We start from the raw sequence: 18,072 nt of genomic DNA, 5'->3' as shown, positions 1-18,072 counted from the left end.
CCCCGCGAGCATGTTGCTGGACTGGTCGGTGCGGGTCAGACGACCGAGAAGCGGGCGAGGAGCCCGAGACCGACGATCGAGGCCACCCACACCAGCGAGACCACCACGGTGATGCGGTTGAGGTTGCGCTCCGCCACGCCCGACGAACCCAGGCTCGAGGTGACGCCGCCGCCGAACATATCGGAGAGGCCGCCGCCCCGGCCCTTGTGCAGCAGGATGAAGAGGGTGAGCAGCAGGCTCGTGATCACGAGGATGACGATCAGTGCGATCTTGAGGATGAGCACGCGGTTCACCTTTCAGGGGTCGAGGGCGTGGAAAACCAACGTTCAGTATATCGGGAGGATCTGTGCGTGTGCTCCGGTTCCTCGCGCGAGCCGCGAGGAGCGCGGTGCTACGCGGCGGTGACGTGCTTCTTGAACTGGACGATGCGGGAGAACTCGTCCGCTTTGAGGCTGGCGCCGCCGACGAGGGCGCCGTCGACGTTCGGCTGGCGCAGGAAGCTCGCGACGTTCTGGCTCGCGACCGAGCCGCCGTACAGGATGCGCGTCGCTGCCGCGCGGGTGTCGTCCCGCAGCTCGCGCAGCGCCTCGCGCAGTGCGCGAGCCACCTCCTCCGCCTGTTCCGGCGTCGCGGCCTGACCGCTGCCGATCGCCCAGACGGGCTCGTAGGCGACGACGAACTCGGCGTCCGCGGGAAGCTCCGCAAGAGCTGCGGTGAGCTGCGCGAGCGGGATCGCGGCCGCACCGTGCTCCTCGAGATCCTCGGCCGTCTCACCGACGCAGATCATCGGCACCATGCCGGCGCGGTGCGCGGCGAGGGCCTTGAGGCCGACGGTCCGGTCGCTCTCGCCGTGCCCCTGGCGGCGCTCGGAGTGCCCCACGAGCACGTAGGCCACGTCGAGCTTCGCGAGCATCGCGGCCGAGACATCGCCGGTGTAGGCACCGGATTCGTGCGGGGAGACGTCCTGCGCGCCGAGGGCGAGCGACAGCTTGTCGGCCGCGAGCAGCGTCTGCACGGAGCGCAGATCGGTGAACGGCGGAAAGACCGCGACCTCGGCCTGCTGGTAGTCGTGCCGCACGTCCTTCAGACTCCAGGAGAGCTTCTGCACGAGCGCGATCGCCTGCAGATGATCCAGGTTCATCTTCCAGTTGCCGGCGATGAGCGGGGTGCGATCCGCCTGCGGCAGGGGTTCGCGGACGGCCGGTGGTGCGGCCCCCTCGGGGTTCTGCTGAGTCTGGTCGTTCACGCGACTACCTCCAGTCCGGGAAGCTGCTTGCCCTCGAGGAACTCGAGGCTCGCGCCGCCACCCGTCGAAATGTGTCCGAACTGATCGTCATCGAAACCGAGCGCGCGCACGGCCGCGGCGGAATCGCCTCCGCCGACCACGGTGAAGCCGTCGGTGTCGGTGAGCGCCTGCGCGACGGTGCGAGTGCCGCTTGCGAACGCCTCCATCTCGAACACGCCCATCGGGCCGTTCCAGAACACGGTGGCCGACTCCGCGATCACGGCCGCGAAGGTCCGCGCTGAATCGGGCCCGATGTCGAGCCCGATCCCCGCCGCCCCGAAGCGGGAGGACTCGATCGCGCCCGCCGGCACCACCTCGTGGGCGGCGTCGGCCGAGAAGGCCTCGGCCACGACCACGTCGCTCGGCAGGACGATGCGCACGCCGCGCCGCTCGGCGTCGGCGAGATAGCCGCGCACGGTCTCGAGCTGGTCCGCCTCCAGCAGGCTGGCGGCGACGCCGTGGCCCTGGGCCGCGAGGAACGTGAAGAGCATGCCGCCCCCGATGAGGAGCGTGTCCACGCGCTCGAGCAGGTGCGAGATCACCCCGAGCTTGTCGGAGACCTTCGAACCGCCGAGCACCACCGTATAGGGACGCTCCGGGCGGTCGGTGAGCCGCTGCAGCACCTCGAGCTCGGCCGCGACCAGGCGTCCGGCCGCGCTCGGCAGCAGCTGGGCGAGCTCGTACACGCTCGCCTGGCGCCGGTGCACCACCCCGAAGCCGTCGGAGACGAACGCGTCGCCGAGATCGGCGAGCCGCTGCGCGAAGGCGCGGCGCTCCGCCTCGTCCTTGCTCGTCTCGCCCGGGTTGAAGCGGAGGTTTTCGAGCAGCACGACATCACCCTCGCCGAGGGCGCCGACCGCCGCAGAGGCTTCCGCCCCGACGGTCTCGGCGACGAACTCGACGGGGGCGCCGAGCAGCTCCCCCATGCGCTCCGCCACGGGTCGCAGCGAGTACCGCTCCTCCGGAGCGCCCTTCGGGCGTCCCAGGTGACTGATCAGCACCACCCGTGCGCCGGCTTCGCGCAGCTCGCGGACGGTGGTGAGCGAAGCCCGGATACGACCGTCATCGGTGATGACGCCGTCGGCGAGCGGGACGTTGAGATCGCAGCGGACGATGACCGTCCGAGAGCGCAGCGATCCCAGGGATTCGATGGTGCGCATGGGTGTGGCGGACTCCTCGGAGGCTCGGGCTCTACAGGCGGATCAGATCAGGCCGGGCGTCTGCGCGCGGGCCGTCTCGAGGCGCTTCGCCACGTCCTGCCAGTTCGCGATGTTCCAGAACGCCTTGACGTAGTCGGCCTTCACATTGAGGTAGTCGAGGTAGAAGGCGTGCTCCCACATGTCGAGCATGAGCAGCGGCGTCTGGCCGAGCGGCACGTTGGCCTGCTGATCGAACAGCTGGAAGATCGAGAGGCGCTGGCCGATCGTGTCCCATGCGAGCACCGACCAGCCCGATCCCTGGATGCCGTTCGCGACCGCCGCGAACTGCGCCTGGAACTTGGCGAACGAGCCGAACTGATCCTTGATCGCCTCGGCGAGTTCGCCCTCAGGCTCCCCGCCGCCCTCGGGCGACAGGTTGTTCCAGAAGATCGTGTGGTTCGTGTGACCGCCGAGGTGGAAGGCCAGATCCTTCTCGAGCTTGTTGATGTTCGCGAAGTTCTCGGTCTCGCGGGCCTCGGCGAGCTGCTCGAGCGCCGTGTTGGCACCGGTCACATAGGCCTGGTGGTGCTTGTCGTGGTGCAACTGCATGATCTTGCCGCTGATGTGCGGCTCGAGAGCAGCGTAATCATAGGGAAGCTCGGGAAGTGAGTAGGCAGCCATGCGGCGCTCCAATCTCTGGGTCATCAGTTGTCGGGTCCAGTCTATGACTCCGCGCCCCGGAGCGTCGGAGAATGACGGGCCTTGACGGCGAGTGTCGACTCGGCTACAGCGAGTCGAGCTCCTCCGGCAGGCTCGCCTCGGTGCCGGGGATGTCCCGCGCCTCGGCCTCCTTGTCGGCCATGGCGAGCAGCCGGCGGATCCGCCCGGCGATCGCGTCCTTCGTGAGCGGCGGATCGGCGCGCGCGCCGAGATCGTCGAGGCTGGCCTCGCGATGCTGGAGGCGCAGCTGCCCCGCGTACTGCAGGTGCTCGGGCACATCGTCGCCGAGGATCTCGAGTGCACGCTCGACGCGCGCGCAGGCGGCGACCGAGGCCTGCGCCGAACGCCTCAGGTTGGCGTCGTCGAAGTTGACGAGACGGTTCGCGGTGGCGCGGGTCTCGCGGGCCCGGCGCAGCTCCTCCCAGCTGGTGCGCGCCTCCTCGGCGCCCATGGCGCCGAGCATCTCGCCGATCGCCTCGCTGTCGCGGATCATGACCTTGTTCTGACCGCGGATCTCGCGGCTCTTGGCCTCGATGCCGAGGCGGTTCGCCGCGCCGACGAGGGCCATGGCGACCTCGCTCGTGGGGCAGACGAGCTCGAGACCGGCGGAACGACCGGGGGCGGTGATCCCGCCGCGCGCGAGGAAGGCACCCCGCCAGATAGCGGCGAGTTCGGCCTGAGCACCCGTCGTGAGCCGGTTCGGCAGGCCCCTGATCTGGCGGCGGCGCTGATCGAGCAGGCCGAGCTGGCGGGCGAGAGTCTCGCCGTCCAGCACGCGGACGAGGAACTGCGGGGCGCCGGGACGAGTGCTCGACGGAGGCAGCTGCTTGGCCTCCGAGCGCACGCCGTAGAGCTCGGCGAGGTCCTTGCGGACGCGCTGCACGATCTGCGGGGTGTGCAGCTCCGCCTCGAGGGCGATCCGGCCCGATATGGTGTGCAGTCCGCCGGCGAGACGCAGGATCGTCGCGACCTCCGCGATCCGTTCGCCGGTGCGCTGCACCGGGAAACGGACGAGTTCACTCTTCACCTCGGGGGTCGACAGCACGAATTGGGGTCCTTTCGGAGTCTGGCGTGAAAGCGCGAAAATGTAACGATCGACGGCGCGCGGGTCACTCGCGACCGAGGTCGCGGTGACGCAGGCTGACGCTGACGCCGGGCAGCCCGGCGAGACGGTCTGCGAGCTCGCGGGCGGTCGCGACCGAGCGGTGTTTGCCGCCGGTGCATCCTACCGCGAGCGAGGCGTGCCGTTTGTTCTCCCGCTGGAAGCCGGCGAGCACCGGGGTGAGCGCGGCCACGTAGTGATCGAGGAAGTCCGCCGCTCCGTCGCGGCTCAGCACGTAGTCCTTCACCTCGGGATCGACCCCGGTCAGGGGGCGCAACTCGGGGATCCAGAACGGATTCGGCAGGAAGCGCATGTCGACCATGAGATCGACGTCGGTCGGGGTGCCGTACTTGAAGCCGAAGCTGACCACCGACAGCTGCAGCCCGGGCGTGTTGTCGTCCGAGAACAGATCGCGGGTGGCGGTCGACAGATCGTGCACGTTGTAGCGCGAGGTGTCGATGACGACGTCGCTGGACGCGCGCAGCTCCTGCAGCCGCTCCCGCTCCAGCCGGATGCCCTCGAGGAGGCTGCCCGCCTCGCCCTGCAGCGGATGCGGCCGGCGCACGGACTCGTAGCGACGCACGAGGATCTCATCGGTCGCGTCGAGGAAGACGATGCGCACCGTCGCGTTCCCGCGCAGTTCGACCACCGTCTCCTGGATCTCGCCGAACAGATCCCGGCCGCGCACATCGACGACGGCCACGATCCGGGGCAGCGCTCCCCCGGACCGGTCCGCCATGTCGGCCAGCGTCTTCAGCATCGACAGCGGCAGATTGTCGACCACGTACCAGCCGAGGTCTTCGAGCGTGTTCGCCACGGTGCTGCGACCGGCACCGGACATGCCGGTGACGATGAGGATCTCCTGTCCGGATACCTGCTCGTTCATTCGCGATCCTCCCCGTCCGGCATCGATTCAGCTGCTGCCTCAAGCTTAGCCGCAGCCTCGGGGTCGTGGCCGAGGTGCGCGAGCACCTGCTCGGCGAGCTTGGGCCCCAGGCCGGGCGCGGCCGACAGCTCCTCGTGCGATGCCGCGCGCAACCGCGCGACCGAGCCGAAGTGCTTGAGCAGGCCCTGCACCCGCTTGGGCCCCAGGCCCGGGACCTCCGACAGCCGGCTCGCGATCGATGTGCTGCGGCGCTGGCGCTGGAATGCGATGGCGAAGCGGTGCGCCTCGTCGCGCACGCGCTGCACGAGGAACAGCGCCTCGCTCGTGCGCGGCAGGATCACCGGGAAGGGGTCCCCGGGCAGCCAGATCTCCTCGAGCCGCTTTGCGATCCCGCACAGCGCGACGTCGGTGATCCCGGCCTCCTCGAGTGCGCGCGCGGCCGCCCGCACCTGCGGTTCTCCGCCGTCGACGATGATGAGCTGAGGCCGGTCGCGGTAGATCCCGCTCGGAGCCTCGCCGCTCGCCCGGGCATGGTTGAGCTGCGCGGCTCGGCGCGACACCACCTGGTGGATCGAATCGGTGTCGTCGCGCGTCTGCTCGATCCGGTACTTGCGGTAGGCCCCCTTCGCGGGAAGGCCGTCCTCGAAGACGACGAGCGACGCGACGACGCCCGTGCCCTGCAGGTGGGACACGTCGATGCACTCGATGCGCAGCGGGGGTTCTGCCATGCCGAGCGCGCGCTGCAGCTCGGCGAGGGCGTCGGTGCGGGCGGTCAGATCGGCTGCGCGCTTGAGCTTGTGCCGGATCAGCTGCTCGCCGGCGTTGAGCACCGCCCGCTCCATGAGCTGCACCTTGTCGCCCCGTTCGGGCACGCGCAGGCGGACCCGTCCGCGTCGGGGGCGATGCGCGCTCAGGGCTTCTTCGAGCTCCGGGGTGTTGTCGGGGAGCTGCGGTACGAGGATCTCCGGCGGGGGTTCCCGATCCCCATCATAGGCCGACTGGATCACCTGCTCCAGCAGCGTGCCGGGCGAGTCGTCGAGTTCCACGTCGACGATCCAGCTGCGCTCGCCCCGGATCCGGCCCCCGCGGATGATGAACTGGTGCGCGGCGGCGGCCAGTTCGTCGGCGCGCAGCCCGAACACGTCGAGGTTGACGTCGAGACCGAGCACGACGGCGTTCTTCTCCATCACGTGCTCGACGGCCTGCGCCTGATCGCGCAGCCTGGCCGCCTCCTCGTAGCGCTGCTCGGCCGCGGCGTCGCGCATGGCGCGCTGCAGCCGCTTCAGATGGGAGCGGTCGCCGCCGCCGAGGAACGACACCAGCTCCTCGACGCGGGCGCGATGCTCCTCGATGGTCAGCTTCTGCGAGCACGGGCCGCTGCAGCGTCCGATCTGGCCCGCGAGGCAGGGCCGTCCGCTCTGCACGGCGCGCTTGTAATCGGCGTCGTTGCAGGTGCGGATGGGGAACGCCTGCTGCAGCAGTGCCGTGGTCTCCCGCAGCGCCCAGACCTTCGGATAGGGCCCGAAGTACCTCGCGCCGCGGATCCTCTCGTTACGGGTGATGATGAGGCGCGGCGCCTCCTCCCGCAGGGTCACGGCGAGATAGGGGTAGGTCTTGTCGTCCTTGAACTGCACGTTGAAGGGCGGCTTGAACTCGGTGATCCACGTGTGCTCGAGCACGAGCGACTCGGTGTCGGTCGCCACCACCGTCCAGTCGAGCTTGGCCGCGAGCGACAGCATGGTGCGGGTGCGCGGCATGAGCGAGTGCATCGGCTGGAAGTAGTTGGCCAGCCTGGCCCGCAGGTTCTTGGCCTTGCCGATGTACAGCACCCGCCCGTGCCGGTCGCTGAAGCGGTAGACCCCCGGGCTCGTCGGGATCTCGCCCTGCGCGGGGCGGAACGAGAGCCGGTGGTCGTCTGGGCTCAAGCCGACTCCCGCTGCACGTGCTCGCGCTGGGCCGCTCGCGCCGACTTCGCGGCCCAGCCGCCGAGCACCTCTCCGAGGAAGCGCCCGGTGTGGCTCTCGGGGTGCTTGGCCAGCTGCTCCGGCGTGCCCTCCGCGAGGATCGTGCCGCCGCCCGATCCGCCCTCCGGGCCGAGGTCAATGATCCAGTCGGCGCTGCGGATCACGTCGAGGTTGTGCTCGATCGTGATGACGGTGTTGCCCTTCTCGACCAGGCCGTTCAGCACGAGCAGCAGTTTGCGCACGTCCTCGAAGTGCAGGCCCGTGGTCGGCTCGTCGAGCACGTAGATGCTGCGGCCGTTCGAGCGCTTCTGCAGCTCGGTCGCGAGCTTGACGCGCTGCGCCTCGCCGCCCGAGAGGGTGGTGGCGCTCTGGCCCAGACGCACATAGCCGAGACCGACGTCGACGAGCGTCTTCATATAGCGGTGGATCGAGGAGATCGGGCGGAAGAACTCCTCCGCCTCGGCGATCGGCATCTCGAGCACCTCGGAGATGTTCTTGCCCTTGTAGCGCACCTGCAGGGTCTCGCGGTTGTACCGCTTGCCGCCGCACGCCTCGCAGGCCACGTAGACGTCGGGCAGGAAGTTCATCTCGATCTTCAGCGTGCCGTCGCCCGAGCAGGCCTCGCACCGGCCGCCCTTGACGTTGAAGCTGAAGCGGCCGGGCAGATACCCGCGGGTCTTCGCCTCGGGGGTCTCGGCGAAGAGGGTGCGGATCTTGTCGAAGACGCCCGTGTAGGTGGCGGGATTCGATCTCGGTGTACGACCGATCGGCGCCTGATCGACGTGCACCACCTTGTCGAGGTGCTCGAGACCGGTGACGCGCGTGTGCTTGCCGGGAACGAGGCGGGCACCGTTGAGCTGGTTGGCGAGCACGCGGTAGAGGATGTCGTTGACGAGGGTCGACTTGCCCGATCCGGAGACGCCGGTGACCGCGGTCATCACCCCGAGCGGGAAGACCGCGTCGACGTTCTTGAGGTTGTTGGAGCGTGCGCCCACGACCTTGAGCTCGCGCTTGCGGTCGCGCTTGCGGCGCTTCTTCGGCGTGTCGATGCTGCGCCTTCCGGCGAGGTAGTCGCCCGTGATCGAGTGCGTGTTCTCGAGCAGGCCGCCGTACTCCCCCGAGTGCACGACGGTTCCGCCCTCGACGCCGGCGCCCGGGCCGATATCGACGATCCAATCGGCCGCCTCGATGGTCTCCTCGTCGTGCTCCACGACGATCAGGGTGTTGCCGAGGTCCCGCAGCTTCAGCAGGGTCTCGATCAGACGGCGGTTGTCCCGCTGGTGCAGGCCGATGCTCGGTTCGTCGAGCACGTAGAGCACCCCCGTGAGCCCGGATCCGATCTGGGTGGCGAGTCGGATCCGCTGCGCCTCGCCGCCGCTCAGCGTGCCCGCCGCCCGGGCCAGCGTGAGGTAGCCGAGGCCGACCTCGATGAGGAAGTCGAAGCGCAGACGGATCTCGCGCAGCACCTGGGCCGCGATCCTCGCCTCGCGCTCCGTGAGCTCGACCTCGTCGAAGAAGCGCTTGGCGTCGGTGAGGCTGAACGCGGTGACGCCCGCGATGGACTGCCCGTTCACCGTGACCGCGAGCACCTCGGGCTTGAGGCGCTGCCCGTGGCAGGTGTGGCAGGGCACCTCGCGCAGGAACTCCTGCCAGCGGTCGCGCTTGGCGTCGCTCTCGGCCTCGGCGTACTGGCGCTCGATGAACGGGATCACGCCCTCGAAACCGCTCGAGTACTTGACCTCGCGGCCGAAGCGGTTCTTCCAGCGCACGTTGACCTTGAAGTCGTTGCCGTACAGCACGGCCTGCTGCACGTCCTCGCTCAGCCGCTCCCAGGGAGTGTCGAGCGAGAAATCGAGGTCGTGCGAGAGGCCGGTGAGCAGCTTCTCGTAGTACTGGTAGAGGCTCTTGCCCTGGCTGGTCCAGGGGACGATGACCCCCTCGGTGATCGAGAGCTCGGGATCGCCGAGCACCAGGTCCTCGTCGACCGACATGCTCGTGCCGAGGCCGGAGCAGGTCGGGCAGGCGCCGAAGGGAGCGTTGAACGAGAAGGTGCGCGGTTCGATCTCCGTCAGCTGGACGGGGTGCTGATTCGGGCAGCTCAGCTTCTCCGAGAACAGCCGTGTGCGATCGTCGGTCTTCGGGTCGAGATCCACGAAGTCGACCCCCACGGTGCCGCCCGCGAGACGCAGTGCGGTCTCGAGCGAGTCGGTCAGCCGCCCGAGTACGTCGGGGCCGGCGACGAGGCGATCCACGACCACCGAGATGTCGTGCTTGATCTGCTTCTTGAGCTTCGGCGGATCCGAGAGCTGCACCATCTCGCCGTCCACGAGGGCGCGCGAGTAGCCGCTCGCCGCGAGATCCTGGAAGAGATCGACGAACTCCCCCTTCTTCTTGCTCACCACCGGCGCGAGCACCTGGTAGCGCGTGCGCTCCGGCAGCTCCATGAGGCGGTCCGCGATCTGCTGCACCGTCTGCGACTCGATGCGCTCGCCGCACACCGCGCAGTGCGGGATGCCGACGCGCGCCCACAGCAGTCGCATGTAGTCGTAGATCTCGGTGATCGTGCCGACCGTGCTTCGGGGGTTGCGGTTGGTCGATTTCTGATCGATCGAGACCGCGGGGCTGAGCCCCTCGATGAAGTCGACATCGGGGCGGTCGACCTGGCCGAGGAACTGCCTGGCGTAGGCGCTCAGGCTCTCGACGTACCGGCGCTGCCCCTCGGCGAAGATCGTGTCGAAGGCGAGGCTCGACTTGCCGCTGCCGGAGAGGCCGGTGAACACCACCATCGAGTCGCGCGGGATACTCAGATCGACGTCTCGGAGGTTGTGGACGCGAGCGCCGCGGACGCTGATGTGAGCGTGCGACGCTGAGGAGCGGATGGGGGTGGGGCTGTGGTGAGCGGGCGTGGAAGTCACCACCCCATCCTACGTCGGGATGGGCCGGTATTCGAACATATATACGATGAATTTCGCGGTGGGCGCACTTCTCAGGGCGCTCGCTTTCGGGTACTATTGACGCAAGCGAACGAAAGGATTCGAGATGTCGATCGCACAGCTGCCCGAGGGCGGGACGCGCATCCCGCGGCTCTCCCGCGAACGGGCGACGCGGGATCGTCTGCTCGCACTCGTCACCCAGATCGAGGAGGACGATCTCGACATCGCCGAGGAGATGCTGGCCGGCATCGTGGCTCACCAGCGCGTCGGCACTCGGGGTCTCACGGACGCCGAGGTGTCGGCTCTGGCGCGACTGGGGGTGGGCGAAACGGCTCTGCAGGCCACCACGGCCCTGCCTGCGACGACACGGGGCCGGCTGTGGGAACGGCAGATGGAGCAGCAGTCCTGCTCCGTGTCGGAGGCGGCGGAGATGCTCGGCGTGACGAGCGCCCGGGTGCGGCAGCGCTGCGCCGCGGGCACCCTGCTCGCCCAGCGCCGCAGCGACGGCTGGCATCTTCCGCGGTTCCAGTTCCCCGATGGGCGCGAGCCTCACGGATGGTCCGCGGTCGCCCGGGCCGTCCCGCCGGGAACTCCCCTGCTACTCACGGAACGGGTGCTCACCTCGCCGGCGCCGCGGCTCCGGGTCGACGGCGAAGCGCTCGCGCCGTTCGAGTGGCTGGCGCAGGGCGGAGATCCCGCCGCCGCCGCCGCCGCGGTCGACGACGCGCTCAATCGGCTGCCGTGAGCGAGTATCTGCCCGCGCCGGACCCGGCACGCTTCCCCGCGCTCGATGCCGACCCCCGCTGGGTGCGGGAGACGGCCGACGGGAGTGTGCTCGCCCGGATCTTCCGCGCGGGCGGAGCGCACCCCGCCGAGTGGTTCGAGTTCCGCGAGTTCGGTCCCCTCGACGCGCGCTTCGACCCGCACCCGGAACCGACGGGAGCGCACCCCGGAAGCGGAGTGATGTACACGGTGCTCGAGGAGCACGGGCCCGGTGCCGAGAGCGGATCGGACCTCGAGTCCGCGCTCGCCGCATGCCTGCTCGAGGTGTTCCAGCAGCACCGCATCATCCGGCGAGGAGCCGGCTCGCCGACCCTCGCCGTATTCGAGACCGTTCGGCCCCTCCGCCTGCTCGACCTGAGCGACAGCGACTGGATCGCGGTGGCGGGCGGCAACGCCGCGATCGCCTCGGGCGAGCGCGAGCGCTCCCGCGAGTGGGCCCGCGCGATCCGTGCGAGCTATCCGGATCTCGACGGTGTGCTGGCGTCGTCGTCGATCGTGCCCTCGGCCAGAGTCGCCGCGCTCTGGGAGCCCGCTGCGGACGCTCTCCCCCGGCATCCGCTCGCCCTGCTCGAACTCGATCGCGAGGAGCTCACCGGGGTGATCGATACGATCGCCGAACGGTACGGGTACCTGCTGCTGTGACGCGGGCGGGACGGTTCAGCCGGACCGCAGAGCGTCTGGGCGAGGTCGGTGCGGTCGATGTCGGTGCGGACGATGTCACCGCCCGCGGAACCCCCGGGGCGCATACACTGGCCGCGTGACCTCCTCCGCAGCCCCGAAGATCGACTTCAAGAAAGAGCTCGATGCGTACCGCGCCAAGCGCGGTGAGTTCCGCACCATCGAGATGCCGCCGACGCGGTATCTGATGATCGACGGCCACGGCGACCCCAACGGTTCTCCGGAGTTCTCGGAAGCGATCGAGTCGCTCTACCCCCTGGCCTACGCGATGAAGTTCGCCAGCAAGCGGGAACTCGGCCGGGACTACGTCGTGCCGCCGCTCGAGGGACTCTGGTGGGCCGACGACATGGCGGCGTTCACCACGGCCCGGGACAAGGCCGAGTGGGATTGGACCCTCATGCTCATGGCGCCCGACTGGCTCGAGCACGAGGCCTTCGTCTCCGCGGTGGAGCGGGTGCGCAGGAAGGGCGGCGCGCCCAGGCTCGACGAGGTGCGGTTCGACGTGCTCTCGGAGGGGCGCTGCGTGCAGACGCTGCACGTCGGGTCCTTCGACGACGAGGGCGCCGTGCTGCACCGCATGCACCACGAGATCATTCCCGATCAGGGCATGCGCATGGCGGGCACGCACCACGAGATCTACCTCAGCGACTTCCGGCGGGTCGCGCCGGAGAAGCAGCGCACGATCCTGCGACAGCCGGTGGCCGGCTAGCGACTCCGGGCGCGCGCGGTGCGATCACGGCACCGGCGCCCGCTCCGACAGGTCCGTTTCGTTCTATCGGCCTTCTGCGCCGACGCGTACGCTGGCATTCATGGCACTTCAATTCGACTTCATCGGCATCGTCACAGCCGACCTCGGGGCCTCGCTCGCGTTCTACCGCGCACTGGGGGTGGACGTTCCACCGGTCCAGGAGGACGCGCCGCACGCCGAGGCGAAGCTGCCGAGCGGCATGACACTCGCCTGGGATCCCGTCTCGACCGTTCAGGGGTTCATGCCCGGCTTCGAACTCCCCACCGGCGAGAACCGGATCGGTTTCGCGTTCAGCGCGGAGAGCCCGGACGAGGTCGACCGCGTCTACGCGGAGATCGTGGATCGGTATCCCGGGGCTGCCCACACCGCACCCTGGGACGCTCCGTGGGGTCAGCGCTACTCGACCGTGCTCGACCCTGACGGCAATTCGATCGACCTGTACGCACCGCTCGCCTCGTCGACGGACACGGCCAGCTGAGCGGGAGTGGCCCCGATCACACGCTTGAACTCGCGCGTCATATGGGGTTGATCCGCGTAGCCCGCGAGTTGCGCGACCTCGGCCAGCATCGTCTCGGTCCTGATCAGCTCACCGGCGCGTGCCGCCCGCAGCACCCGCCGCAGCGCCGCATAGCCGTAGCCGAACGACCGCAGCACGCGCCTCCGCAGGTGACGCTCGGAGTATCCCAGTCGATCCGCGAGCTGCGCGAACGGCTCCCCGCGCCGTGCGGCCCCTCGGATCTCCGAGGCCCAACGGAGATCCGCCGCATCGGGGTCCAGATCGAGTTCGCGCGGGATCGTGCGCGCCGCCCGGCGGAACGCTCCGGGGTCGTCGGCGCAGGCGGCCTCTCCGGACCCTCCGGCGGCCAGCAGCGAGCGCAGCGCCAGCTCCCCTCGCCTGCGGAGCGAGACGGGCAGCAGATCCTGCGCGAGAACGATCCGATCCTGGACCGCACTGGGATCGACGGCGAACACCGTCCCCGCCAGGCCGGGTGCGAACCTCAGCCCGACGGTGGGAAGGTGCGCGCCTCCCCTGGCGAGCAGCCAACGGGTGGAGGGACCGGCGACGATCAGCTCGTCGTCGCGCAGGATGATATCCGCGCAACCGTCGGCCGGAATCCTCGCGGCGGCGCCGCTCGGATCCGAAACCCACAGGGTCCCGAGTCCGGGGATCGCCGTTTCGCGGTACATGGCGCGTCCGATGCGGTCCTGGGCCCTCGGCCTACAGGTGGCCCGCCGCGTCCATGCTGCGCAGCTCTCGCTTGAGCTCGGCCACCTCGTCGCGCAGCCGCGCCGCGAGCTCGAACTTGAGCTCCTCGGCGGCCACGAGCATCTGCTCGGTGAGGTCCGCGATGAGCTCCTCGAGCTTGGCGGCGCCCTCGCTCGCGATCGCTCCGGCGCGCGCCGCGGCCTTGCCCTTCGCGCGCTGCGGTGAGCCGCCCTTGCGCTGCGCATGGGCGCCGGTGCGCGAGAGCACGTCCTCCGTGTCGGCGGCCTCGCGCGCGAGCATCTCGGTGATGTCGCCGATCTTCTTGCGCAGGGGCTGCGGATCGATACCGCGCTCGGTGTTGTACGCGACCTGGATCTCACGACGGCGGTTGGTCTCGTCGATCGCCTCTCTCATGGAGCGTGTGATCGTGTCCGCGTACATGTGGACCTGACCCGAGACATTGCGGGCGGCGCGTCCGATCGTCTGGATGAGCGAGGTGGACGACCGCAGGAAGCCCTCTTTGTCGGCGTCGAGGATCGCCACCAGCGAGACCTCGGGCAGGTCGAGGCCCTCGCGCAGCAGGTTGATGCCGACGAGCACGTCGTACACACCGGCACGCAGCTCGGTGAGCAGTTCGACGCGGCGCAGCGTGTCGACGTCGGAGTGCAGATAGCGCACCCGGATCCCTGCCTCCTCCATGAAGGTGGTCAGCTGCTCGGCCATCTTCTTGGTGAGTGTGGTCACGAGCACCCGCTCGTCGCGCTCGGCCCGCAGACGCACCTCCTCGAGCAGATCGTCGATCTGCCCCTGCGACGGCTTCACCACGATCTCGGGGTCGACGAGGCCCGTGGGACGGATGATCTGCTCCACGACGCCGTCGGCCAGCTCCATCTCGTACTTGCCCGGCGTGGCCGAGAGGTAGACGGTCTGGCCGACCCGCTCCTTGAACTCGCCGAACTTGAGCGGCCGGTTGTCGAGCGCGCTCGGCAACCGGAAACCGTGATCGACCAGGGTGCGCTTGCGCGAGGCATCGCCCTCGTACATCGCGCCGATCTGCGGCACGGTCACGTGCGACTCGTCGATCACCACGAGGAAGTCGTCCGGGAAGTAGTCGAGCAGGCAGTGCGGCGCCTCCCCCGGCTGCCGCCCGTCGATGTGGCGCGAGTAGTTCTCGATGCCCGAGCAGAACCCGATCTGCTCCATCATCTCGAGATCGAACGTGGTGCGCATGCGCAGCCGCTGCTCCTCGACGAGCTTGTTCTGCTGCTTCAGCTCGGTGATGCGCCGGTCGAGCTCCTCTGCGATCGTGCCCATCGCGCGGTTCATCACCGTACGACTGGCGACGTAGTGGGATCCGGGGAACACCGACACCGTCTCCACCTGCTTGATCACGTCTCCCGTCACCGGGTGCAGGTAGTACAGGGCCTCGATCTCGTCGCCGAAGAACTCGATCCGGATCGCCAGTTCCTCGTACATCGGGATGATCTCGACGGTGTCGCCGCGCACGCGGAAGTTGCCGCGCACGAACTCGATGTCGTTGCGCTGGTACTGCATGTCGACGAACCGGCGCAGCAGCACGTCGCGATCCAGCCGGTCGCCCACGATGAGCGGCACCATCGCCTCGTAGTACTCCTCGGGCTTGCCCAGGCCGTAGATGCACGAGACGGTGGAGACGACCACCACGTCGCGGCGGCTGAGCAGCGCGTTCGTCGTCGAGTGCCGCAGCCGCTCGACCTCGGCGTTCACCGACGAGTCCTTCTCGATGAAGGTGTCGGTCTGCGGCACGTAGGCCTCGGGCTGGTAGTAGTCGTAGTAGCTGACGAAGTACTCGACCGCGTTGTTCGGCATGAGCTCTCGGAACTCGGTGGCGAGCTGCGCCGCGAGGGTCTTGTTGTGCGCCAGGATGAGGGTCGGACGCTGCACCTGCTCGATGAGCCAGGCCGTGGTCGCCGACTTGCCGGTGCCGGTCGCGCCGAGCAGCACGATGTCGGTCTCGCCGGCGTTGATCCGCTGGGCGAGCTCCTCGATCGCGGCGGGCTGATCGCCGCTCGGCTCGTACTCGCTGACCACTTCGAACGGGCGGACGCTGCGCGTGGGTTCCATGCGTTCGAGACTACTCGGGGCCTCCGACATTCGTGCGGCGGGTTCGCCTTCGGCGCACCGGCGACCGCACCCTCATCTATTACATATAGTAACTAAGTAGTAGTGTAACGACTATGGAACCGACGATCCTCGATCGCCTCCTGGCGATCAGCTCCCTCTTCCAGCGCGATATGCACCGCGCGTTCGCCGGCACCTCCCTCACGGAGTCCCGCATCCACGCGCTCTGGGTCCTGCAGCACACCGGTCCCTCGACCCAGCAGACGCTCGCGCAGGCGCTCGGGGTCACGCCCCGGAGCATCTCGGCCCTGGTCGACGGCCTGGAGACGGCCGGGCACGTCGAGCGCCGTCCGCACCCGGATGACCGTCGCGCCGTGCTCGTCACGCTGACCCCGTCCTCCGAACGGCTGATGGCCCGGATGCAGGAGGACCATCGCGAATTGGCGCAGGATCTGCTCGGCGCGGTCGAGGAGGGCGACCGGGATGCCTTCGTGCGGGGCGTCGACGCCGTGTTCTGGCGGCTGACGGCTCTCGTGCGCGGTGAGTCCGTGCACTACGCCGACGTGGAGACCGCGGCCGCCGCAGAGGCGCGGCCGTGACCGCGTCGGGCAGCGTCACCGCGAACTCCCCGTCCCGAGGTGCGCGTCTGCGCAGCCTCCTGAGCCGCGCCGTGCGGGTCGAGCTGCGCATCTACGAGAGCCTGTGGCGGGTCGTGGTGCGTCGCCCGAAGATCTCACCCGGAGCACTGGGATTCCGCTACCACCGGCCCGTGCTCACGGTCGTCATCATCTTCATCGTGCTCTCGGCGGTCGAGATCCCGATCCTCGATCTGATCGTGCACCGCTGGACGCCGGTGCGCATCGGCGTCCTGATCATCGGGATCTGGGGGTTGACCTGGATGGTCGGGATGCTCTGCGCATTCCTGAGCCGTCCCCACACGGTCGGCCCGGACGGTAGCCGCGTGCGCGAGGGACTCGAGCTCGACATCCCGGTGCCGTGGAGCGACTTCGCGTCGATCCGCGTACGGACGGTGGCCGCCGAGAGCATCGAGCCGACGAGCACCGAGAAGCCGGGGCGCGTGTTCGTGCACGAGGGCAGGCGGGTCTGCGCCGTCTGGGTGGGCGGCGAGACCAACCTCGAGATCGAGCTGGAGCGCCCCACCGAGGTGCGGCTGCCCGGGCTGCCGCCGAAGGACGGGGCCCACGAGGTCGAACTGCTGCGGTTCTGGGCGGACGATCCCGAGGCGGTGCTCGACGCGGTGCGCCGGCAGCTCGGATGACACCCGGGTGCGACCCGCACCCTCACGGCATGGGTCGAGGAGCCCGAGAGGTTCAGGCCGCGTCGAAGCGCTCCGGCAGCGCGAGATTGCCGGCGCCGCTCACCCGCACCTCCTGCAGCCCCTGCCAGGCGGCCGCACGGCCGAGCAGCTGCACGGCGGCCTCGGCGGTGCGCGCGGGCGCTCGCTCCTCCCGCCAGGCGGCCTGCACGAGCAGCGCCCGATCGGCGCGATCCGCCTTCAGGTCGATGCGCCCCGCGAGCCGGCCCCCGACCATGAGCGGGAGGCAGTAGTAGCCGTACTGCCGCTGCTCCTTCGGCGTGTAGATCTCGATGCGGTAGTGGAAGTCGAACAGGCGCTCGGCTCGGGGACGGAACCAGACCACCGGGTCGAACGGGGTGAGCAGCGCATCGGGCACGAGCCGCGAGGGCAGCCTGCTGTCGCGGTGCATCCAGGCCGACTCCGGCGCCCCAGACTTGGTCACCCACCCGGCGACCCGTGTCGGGATCAGGGCCCCCTCATCCTCCAGCTCCCGCACGGCGGCGCGCGCATCGGCGGTCTTCAAGCGGTGATAATCGGCCAGGTCGGCGAGGGTGCCCACGCCCAGGGACCGCGCGGCCTGCTCCACGAGCACCCGCTGCGCCGCCGCGCGAGGCACGGGATCCAGCGCCGCAGCCGGGAGCGCGTGCTCGGCGAGCGCGTAGCGGCGCTGGAAGTTCTCCCGTCCCGCCGCCACGACCTCGCCCTGGGCGAAGAGCACCTCCACGGCCCGCTTCGTGTCGCTCCAGTCCCACCAGGGACCGCGCTTCTCACGGGGCCCGTCCTCCAGCTCGCGCACCAGTCGCGGCTCGCCGTCGCCGAGCATCTCGCGCACCCGCTGCACCGTCGCCGCGAGCGCGTCGGCACGGCCGTCGGCGGCATAGCGCCGGCGGTACTCCTCCATGCGCCATCCGAACAGGGCGCGATCGCGCACGGGCACGAACGCGGCCTCGTGCGCCCAGTACTCCGTGTACTCGCCGCTCTGCCACAGGTGCCGGTCGAGCGCGATCGGGTCGTACTCGCCGTGACGCGAGAAGAGCGGCAGGTAGTGGCTGCGCGCGAACACGTTGACCGAGTCGATCTGCAGCACGTGCAGCCGCTCGAGCGCCGGGTCGAAGGGACGGCGCCTGCGGAGCCGCGGGCTGTTGGTGAAGCCCTGCGCCGCCAGGGCGATGCGGCGCGCCTCGGCCGCCCCCAGCGAGTTCATCCCGG

At 69.5% G+C, this 18,072-nt stretch carries 17 protein-coding genes; 6 read left to right on the top strand and 11 right to left on the bottom strand.

The window, feature by feature from the left end; genetic code table 11:
• Nucleotides 1–35: 35 nt before the first annotated feature.
• The 8 genes from secG to uvrA all read right to left on the bottom strand — a co-directional run bounded on the left by secG (nucleotide 36) and on the right by uvrA (nucleotide 9,975).
• Complete coding sequence (gene secG / locus AMS65_RS10360) at nucleotides 36–284, bottom strand: preprotein translocase subunit SecG (protein WP_024355871.1); 249 nt, start codon at nucleotides 282–284, stop codon at nucleotides 36–38.
• A gap of 107 nt (nucleotides 285–391) precedes the next feature.
• Nucleotides 392–1,186, bottom strand: a complete 795-nt coding sequence (tpiA, locus tag AMS65_RS10355; protein WP_075200954.1) for a triose-phosphate isomerase — start codon at nucleotides 1,184–1,186, stop codon at nucleotides 392–394.
• A 56-nt stretch (nucleotides 1,187–1,242) separates the two neighbouring features.
• On the bottom strand, nucleotides 1,243–2,445 hold the full coding sequence (locus AMS65_RS10350) for a phosphoglycerate kinase (protein ID WP_053384053.1): 1,203 nt from the start codon (nucleotides 2,443–2,445) through the stop codon (nucleotides 1,243–1,245).
• A gap of 42 nt (nucleotides 2,446–2,487) precedes the next feature.
• Nucleotides 2,488–3,105, bottom strand: a complete 618-nt coding sequence (locus AMS65_RS10345; protein WP_053384052.1) for a superoxide dismutase — start codon at nucleotides 3,103–3,105, stop codon at nucleotides 2,488–2,490.
• A 103-nt stretch (nucleotides 3,106–3,208) separates the two neighbouring features.
• Entirely contained in the window at nucleotides 3,209–4,189 is a 981-nt protein-coding gene (gene whiA, locus AMS65_RS10340; RefSeq protein WP_053384051.1) for a DNA-binding protein WhiA, read from the bottom strand.
• A gap of 64 nt (nucleotides 4,190–4,253) precedes the next feature.
• Complete coding sequence (gene rapZ, locus AMS65_RS10335) at nucleotides 4,254–5,132, bottom strand: RNase adapter RapZ (protein WP_053384050.1); 879 nt, start codon at nucleotides 5,130–5,132, stop codon at nucleotides 4,254–4,256.
• A complete protein-coding gene (gene uvrC, locus AMS65_RS10330; RefSeq protein ID WP_053384049.1) occupies nucleotides 5,129–7,057 on the bottom strand; it encodes an excinuclease ABC subunit UvrC in 1,929 nt (642 codons plus the stop codon). The genes rapZ and uvrC overlap by 4 nt, the downstream gene beginning before the upstream one ends.
• Nucleotides 7,054–9,975: an excinuclease ABC subunit UvrA gene (gene uvrA / locus AMS65_RS10325; RefSeq protein ID WP_157502222.1), complete on the bottom strand. Its 2,922-nt coding sequence runs from the start codon at nucleotides 9,973–9,975 to the stop codon at nucleotides 7,054–7,056. The genes uvrC and uvrA overlap by 4 nt, the downstream gene beginning before the upstream one ends.
• Before the next feature lie 160 nt (nucleotides 9,976–10,135).
• On the opposite strand from uvrA, the gene AMS65_RS10320 reads away from it, so the two are divergent.
• The 4 genes from AMS65_RS10320 (at nucleotide 10,136) to AMS65_RS10305 (ending at nucleotide 12,716) form a co-directional block, all read left to right on the top strand.
• Nucleotides 10,136–10,774 carry a hypothetical protein gene (locus AMS65_RS10320; protein ID WP_053384047.1) on the top strand — a complete coding sequence of 213 codons (639 nt, stop codon included), beginning with the start codon at nucleotides 10,136–10,138 and terminating at the stop codon, nucleotides 10,772–10,774.
• The gene (locus AMS65_RS10315) at nucleotides 10,771–11,454 is read left to right on the top strand and encodes an RES family NAD+ phosphorylase (RefSeq protein ID WP_053384046.1); all 684 of its coding nucleotides are present in this window, start codon (nucleotides 10,771–10,773) and stop codon (nucleotides 11,452–11,454) included. Before AMS65_RS10320 ends, AMS65_RS10315 begins: the two co-directional genes overlap by 4 nt.
• Before the next feature lie 115 nt (nucleotides 11,455–11,569).
• Nucleotides 11,570–12,199, top strand: coding sequence for a GyrI-like domain-containing protein (locus tag AMS65_RS10310; protein WP_053384045.1), 630 nt, complete (start codon nucleotides 11,570–11,572; stop codon nucleotides 12,197–12,199).
• Between the two features lie 100 nt (nucleotides 12,200–12,299).
• The gene (locus AMS65_RS10305) at nucleotides 12,300–12,716 is read left to right on the top strand and encodes a VOC family protein (protein ID WP_053384044.1); all 417 of its coding nucleotides are present in this window, start codon (nucleotides 12,300–12,302) and stop codon (nucleotides 12,714–12,716) included.
• Here the strand turns inward: AMS65_RS10305 and AMS65_RS10300 are convergent.
• Entirely contained in the window at nucleotides 12,635–13,426 is a 792-nt protein-coding gene (locus AMS65_RS10300; RefSeq protein ID WP_053384043.1) for a helix-turn-helix transcriptional regulator, read from the bottom strand. The two genes, AMS65_RS10305 and AMS65_RS10300, sit on opposite strands and share 82 nt — an antisense overlap.
• Before the next feature lie 31 nt (nucleotides 13,427–13,457).
• Nucleotides 13,458–15,548: an excinuclease ABC subunit UvrB gene (uvrB, locus tag AMS65_RS10295; RefSeq protein WP_053384042.1), complete on the bottom strand. Its 2,091-nt coding sequence runs from the start codon at nucleotides 15,546–15,548 to the stop codon at nucleotides 13,458–13,460.
• A gap of 113 nt (nucleotides 15,549–15,661) precedes the next feature.
• On the opposite strand from uvrB, the gene AMS65_RS10290 reads away from it, so the two are divergent.
• Together AMS65_RS10290 and AMS65_RS10285 are read left to right on the top strand one after the other, a co-directional pair.
• The gene (locus tag AMS65_RS10290; RefSeq protein ID WP_053384041.1) at nucleotides 15,662–16,144 is read left to right on the top strand and encodes a MarR family winged helix-turn-helix transcriptional regulator; all 483 of its coding nucleotides are present in this window, start codon (nucleotides 15,662–15,664) and stop codon (nucleotides 16,142–16,144) included.
• On the top strand, nucleotides 16,141–16,824 hold the full coding sequence (locus AMS65_RS10285; RefSeq protein WP_053384040.1) for a hypothetical protein: 684 nt from the start codon (nucleotides 16,141–16,143) through the stop codon (nucleotides 16,822–16,824). Before AMS65_RS10290 ends, AMS65_RS10285 begins: the two co-directional genes overlap by 4 nt.
• A gap of 52 nt (nucleotides 16,825–16,876) precedes the next feature.
• On the opposite strand, the gene AMS65_RS10280 is transcribed toward AMS65_RS10285, so the two are convergent.
• Nucleotides 16,877–18,067, bottom strand: a complete 1,191-nt coding sequence (locus AMS65_RS10280) for a winged helix-turn-helix domain-containing protein (protein WP_053384039.1) — start codon at nucleotides 18,065–18,067, stop codon at nucleotides 16,877–16,879.
• Nucleotides 18,068–18,072 lie beyond the last annotated feature (5 nt).

Source organism: Leucobacter celer subsp. astrifaciens (assembly GCF_001273835.1).
Lineage (GTDB): Bacteria > Actinomycetota > Actinomycetes > Actinomycetales > Microbacteriaceae > Leucobacter > Leucobacter celer.
The sequence above is the reverse complement of the archived record's forward strand: the minus strand, read 5'-3'. Positions and strand labels throughout refer to the sequence as shown.